Origin of the sequence: Lacrimispora sp. (genome assembly GCF_032078915.1) — a bacterium.
In the GTDB taxonomy this organism is placed as follows: Bacteria; Bacillota; Clostridia; order Lachnospirales; family Lachnospiraceae; genus Lacrimispora.
The window spans coordinates 1-4,385 of the sequence record NZ_DAMAUN010000024.1 but is presented as its reverse complement, the minus strand read 5'-3'; the positions used below and the strand labels follow the sequence as shown (position 1 = coordinate 4,385).

General features: G+C 48.3%; 3 protein-coding genes and 1 pseudogene. All 4 read right to left on the bottom strand.

Annotated features, from left to right (window positions below; all coding sequences use genetic code 11):
* Positions 1-151: pseudogene (locus RT269_RS30225) on the bottom strand (N-acetylglucosamine kinase); the annotation flags it as partial.
* A 22-nt stretch (positions 152-173) separates the two neighbouring features.
* Entirely contained in the window at positions 174-1,238 is a 1,065-nt protein-coding gene (locus RT269_RS11510; RefSeq protein ID WP_313182751.1) for an acyltransferase domain-containing protein, read from the bottom strand.
* Entirely contained in the window at positions 1,216-3,654 is a 2,439-nt protein-coding gene (locus RT269_RS11505) for a hypothetical protein (protein WP_313182750.1), read from the bottom strand. Before RT269_RS11505 ends, RT269_RS11510 begins: the two co-directional genes overlap by 23 nt.
* A gap of 4 nt (positions 3,655-3,658) precedes the next feature.
* Positions 3,659-4,385, bottom strand: a 727-nt coding sequence (locus tag RT269_RS11500) for a carbohydrate ABC transporter permease (RefSeq protein WP_313182748.1), incomplete at its 5' end; no start/stop codon positions are given.

Genomic DNA, 4,385 nt, shown 5'->3' with positions numbered 1-4,385 from the left:
CCCGGTATCGAAGCCGGCTTTTCTCCGCTCCATCCGTATTGAGGCTGCAGCCCGGCGCCGTAAATTCTCCAAGTACCGCTCCATCCGAACCGCAGATCTTAAGCCTTCCATTGGTTCCGCCAATATCCAATCCTGCATAATAACCTTTCATGATGCCATCCTCCATATAGGTTTCATTTCCACGGCAGAAAGCCTGCTGTGGTAAACATCTCCTTCCCTCCAAGAAGATATTTTTTTAACGAGATCTGCAGCGAGGTGCTGCATGGGTAATTCTCCAGTTTTTCCATAGAACAATCAAAGCCCATAACCCGTTCCAGAATCTGGGGCTGTTCCGCCTTTAAGGGCATTTTGTAAAAACGCTCCATAAAGCTTATGATCCGGCTTTTCTCTGGCAGAATGGCCTCCAGATGAGGATCCAGAAGCCAGCTGTCGCAGACCAGAAGGCTTCCTGCATAATATTCTTTTGCCGTTTCCAAAGCAGAATCAATTTTATCGGGAGAAAGGTCTGCCCCTTCCGGAATGTGAACCGCTGCCGTCTTCTCTCCCGGAGCCAGTTGAAGTTCCCAGTCAGACAAATCAAGCGTTACTGCTTTCTCCATCTTAAGCACTCCCTGCTTAAGATCCGGCGAAAAACCAGTCACCGTTTCATTCAGAACGCTTACAGAAGTTTCGGACTCCCTGTTAAATTTTCTGCCATTGGTTCCCGAAAAATAACCATCCTGATCTACTTTTAGGCCAGGACATGCCAAAGCCTTATATTCGCCGGTCTGCCTGTTTTTAAAAATCAGGAAGGGAAGTTCATAAGTCACCTCCTCAAACTGCAGGCTTCCAAACCGCCGCACCTTTCCGGAAATGGACCGGAATACCCACTCAATCTGATCAAGGCCCACCTTGTCCCCATGGTATCTCCGGTAAACCTTGATCCAGATTTCAATATCCTTCATGGACTCCAGAAACACCAATTCCGGGATCCCCTGATTTTTAAATTCCTCAAAAGCCTCCGGCAGCATCCAGTCTATATAAACGACCGGAAGCAAATAAGCATCCAGATTCAGCATCTTCGCATGCCGGATCCCCAGTTCGACCGCCTCCGCGGCGTGTTCCGGGTCCTTCCTCTTCAGCAAAAGCTCCCTGCACCATATGTAATTGCTCATAAAAAAGGGATAACTGCTGAAAACGGCGGATGCAGAAGCAACCGCCTTTTGAATATCTTCACTAAATATATTGTGTCTTATCATGATTTTCCATAAACCTCACTATTAACCCGCCTGCTGTCAGTGTACGGTCCTTTTCATGAAACTCCGGCCGCAAGCTATCCGCATAAACCGCAAAGTCATCCAGGGATTTAAAATCATGGCTGCTGCCGCATACGCAGAAGTATGCCGTATCATCTCCATAGGTCCTGTATTCACAATCAAAAAGCTGGTCATTGACAGGTTCCATCACGCCGCTGCACCAAAGAGCGGCAAATCCATTCTTCTGCCTGCCCAAAAGCCAATGATCCCGGATCAAGACCTCCTGGAATTTTGGAGCCGGGAAATAGGCGTGGGTAAAGTGTATGGGATGCTCCTTGGGTATGTGGTAAACCGCTCCCAGAAGATTCCCTTTTTGAGCCAGAGCCGGCATCACTCCATTACCATACCAGAAGCCCGGCCTCATGGAACTGGAGTCACAAGTACCTCCCGGATGGTTGGTGAACAGATCCGTCTCCTTATCCAGCGCAGCATACCACATGTGCTGCTGGTAACCGTATACTCCCGGTTCAAAACAGGTGGTTCCGTGGAATCTTTCATTGAGAGACTTGGTGTATTCACAGGTGGAAGGATCTGCATCCGGGTCCAGAGTTAAATTCTTCCACCGCTCAAATCCCGGATCCAGTCTAGGGGACTGAACTGAGGTCATACAGTATTCCGGAGTCTTTTTCAGACAGATCAGGGCATTTCCCGTAGAATAGCTTTCATCTGCCGGCGCTTCCATAAGCTGTGTCAAACCGGCCGGCAGCCGGTATCTGCTGCTGGCATAAAAGCCCAGCCAGCCCTCACCAAAGGAATAAGGAACTTTTGGATTGATTAAATTCATCAGCGCCTGGGCCCCCTGTTCAAAGGGATGGACTACTTCCCGGTATACACGTCCCATGGGAGCGATAATGACCCCATCGTAGGTGTGACGGCAAAGCATTTCTAAAAGACGGTCCGTAATTTTTACAGCGCGTGCAGAAATCTCCGGCTCCGAATAATCAATGACGTTTAACAGAGCGGCAAAGGTAACGCACATATAAACGGTGCTTAAGAATTCTTCAAAGCCGTGTTCTTCCACGTCCTCCAGCCAGCGCTCCACCTTGGCCCTGCCTGCTTTCGAAAGTTCCCTTCCGTTCATATCCGCGCGAGGGAAGTAATCATCCGGATACATTTCCCCTGCATTCATGGCACAGGTATAGAACATCAGGGCATGATTCTCGCTCCAAAAGCACATGGCATCGGAGCCTTTCTGGTCCATCCAGTACCTCCAGTTAAGAAGTACCTCCTTTCCCCGTTTTGCCATGCTTTCATCCACCGGATAATTTTTCAAATACCGGATCATGCCGCACACCAGGAAATCCGAGCAGTCATACCGGCTTTCGATCTGGTCAAGGGTCTCATAAAGCAGGTCAATATCTCTTCCATCTTCCATGCCAAGGGCTTTCCTTGCAAGGATGTTGGAAATGGAAAAGCCAAACTTGTCTCCTCTGGATAAGCTTTCCGCATTCCCAATCCTGCGGAAAATGGCATCCCTGTTTTCCTCAAAATTCTTTCCATCTGAATACACCGGCTTCTGCGCCAGAATGTTCTCCACCTTTCTGGTGAGAACGGCATGTTCCTTCTTGACGCTTACCAAAATCACTCCAGGCTTTTCTTCGTCTAAGACCACTTTATCCCTGCCGCTGATCTCCTGCCACTCCTTCCGGCTCTTAACTTGAGCAAAATCAGGACTCTGGCTGTCATAAGCCAGCCAGGTGCCTTGGGGAGCATTTCCTTCATAGGTCAGAATAGAATCCCGTATGCAGAGGGAACTAAGCCAGTTTTCCGAACGGACCAGTTCATCGGTCTTTCCCCCATCCGGAAGAACTACGGTAACATCCGCCGTATGATCAAGGATCTGGATTCCGAATAAGGTTCTGGTATCCCGGACGCCAAGCGTCTGAAGACTGATGTAGATCTGGTTGATGCCTTTCTTTAACCGAAGCTCCATGGTCTCTTTCCGGATGGGTTTGTATACCGGCGGGTCCATGTGGCACATAAGTTCCCCGTTGCACCAGACATCCACTGCGGCATAAGACCATACAACGGCCTTTAACGTCAAATCCCTCTCAACCAGGATTCCGGTAACCGCATCCAGCTCCACCTTCTGAAGGGTGGAATAAAAGGTGCTCTCATCTACAAACCAGTTTCCATAGTGGTAATAGTATCTCCATGGCATACCAAGACGGCTGGTTTCTCCCAAAGCCACAGGCTCTTCCGGAAGTGCCAGGCTTTTGTCTGCCACCAATGATCTTAAATATTTCTCATAGCGCAGCTGGTTGTCATCGGTTTCATGATTGATAAAATCCGTTTCCCCAGGGCCGGATACCAGGTAATTGGTAAGAAAGCCCGATCTGTTTAAATGTAATTTTTCCATCTTCTTATCCCTTTACCGCGCCAGCAGTCAACCCGCTCATGAAGTAGCGGCTGGTGCACATATAAATGACTATGATCGGTATGATTGAAATTGTAGAGCCTGCAAACATCAGGTTCCATGCAGCCGTTCCGTCTCCGCTGTTCTTTAACATGACAACGCCGACAGTCAGAGGGCGGAGCTTGTCGTTGGACATGGTGAACACCAGCGGCATGATGTATTCATTCCAGCCGGTACGGAACGAAAGAAGTCCAATGGTCGCAATGACCGGTTTTAAAAGTGGTAATATTATTTTATAATAAATCTGGAAAAAAGTACAGCCATCTAATTTAGCCGCCTCATCAAGCTCCCTGGAAATGGTATTCATAAATCCACGTACCAGGAAAATGTAGGTTGCCTGTCCCATACCAGTGGAAATCAGGATAATGCTTAGAAGAGAGGTATTCATCTTCACCTTCACGGCAAGTTCAAACAGCGGTCTTAAGCTGACGCTTCCCACGTTGACAAACATAAAAGCCACAAAAATGCTGTACAATAATTCTTTTCCTTTGAATTTTTTCCTTGCGAACACGTATCCGGCCATGGTCGTTGTCAGGATGGACAATACCATGACACCAAGACTTATCATAAGGCTGTTCACAGTATAGACCGCGAAATTGGCCTTTTCCCAGGCCTGCTTGTAGTTTTCAAAGAAAAATGTGTTCGGCAGAATGTCGGTGCCCCCCAAAAGCAGC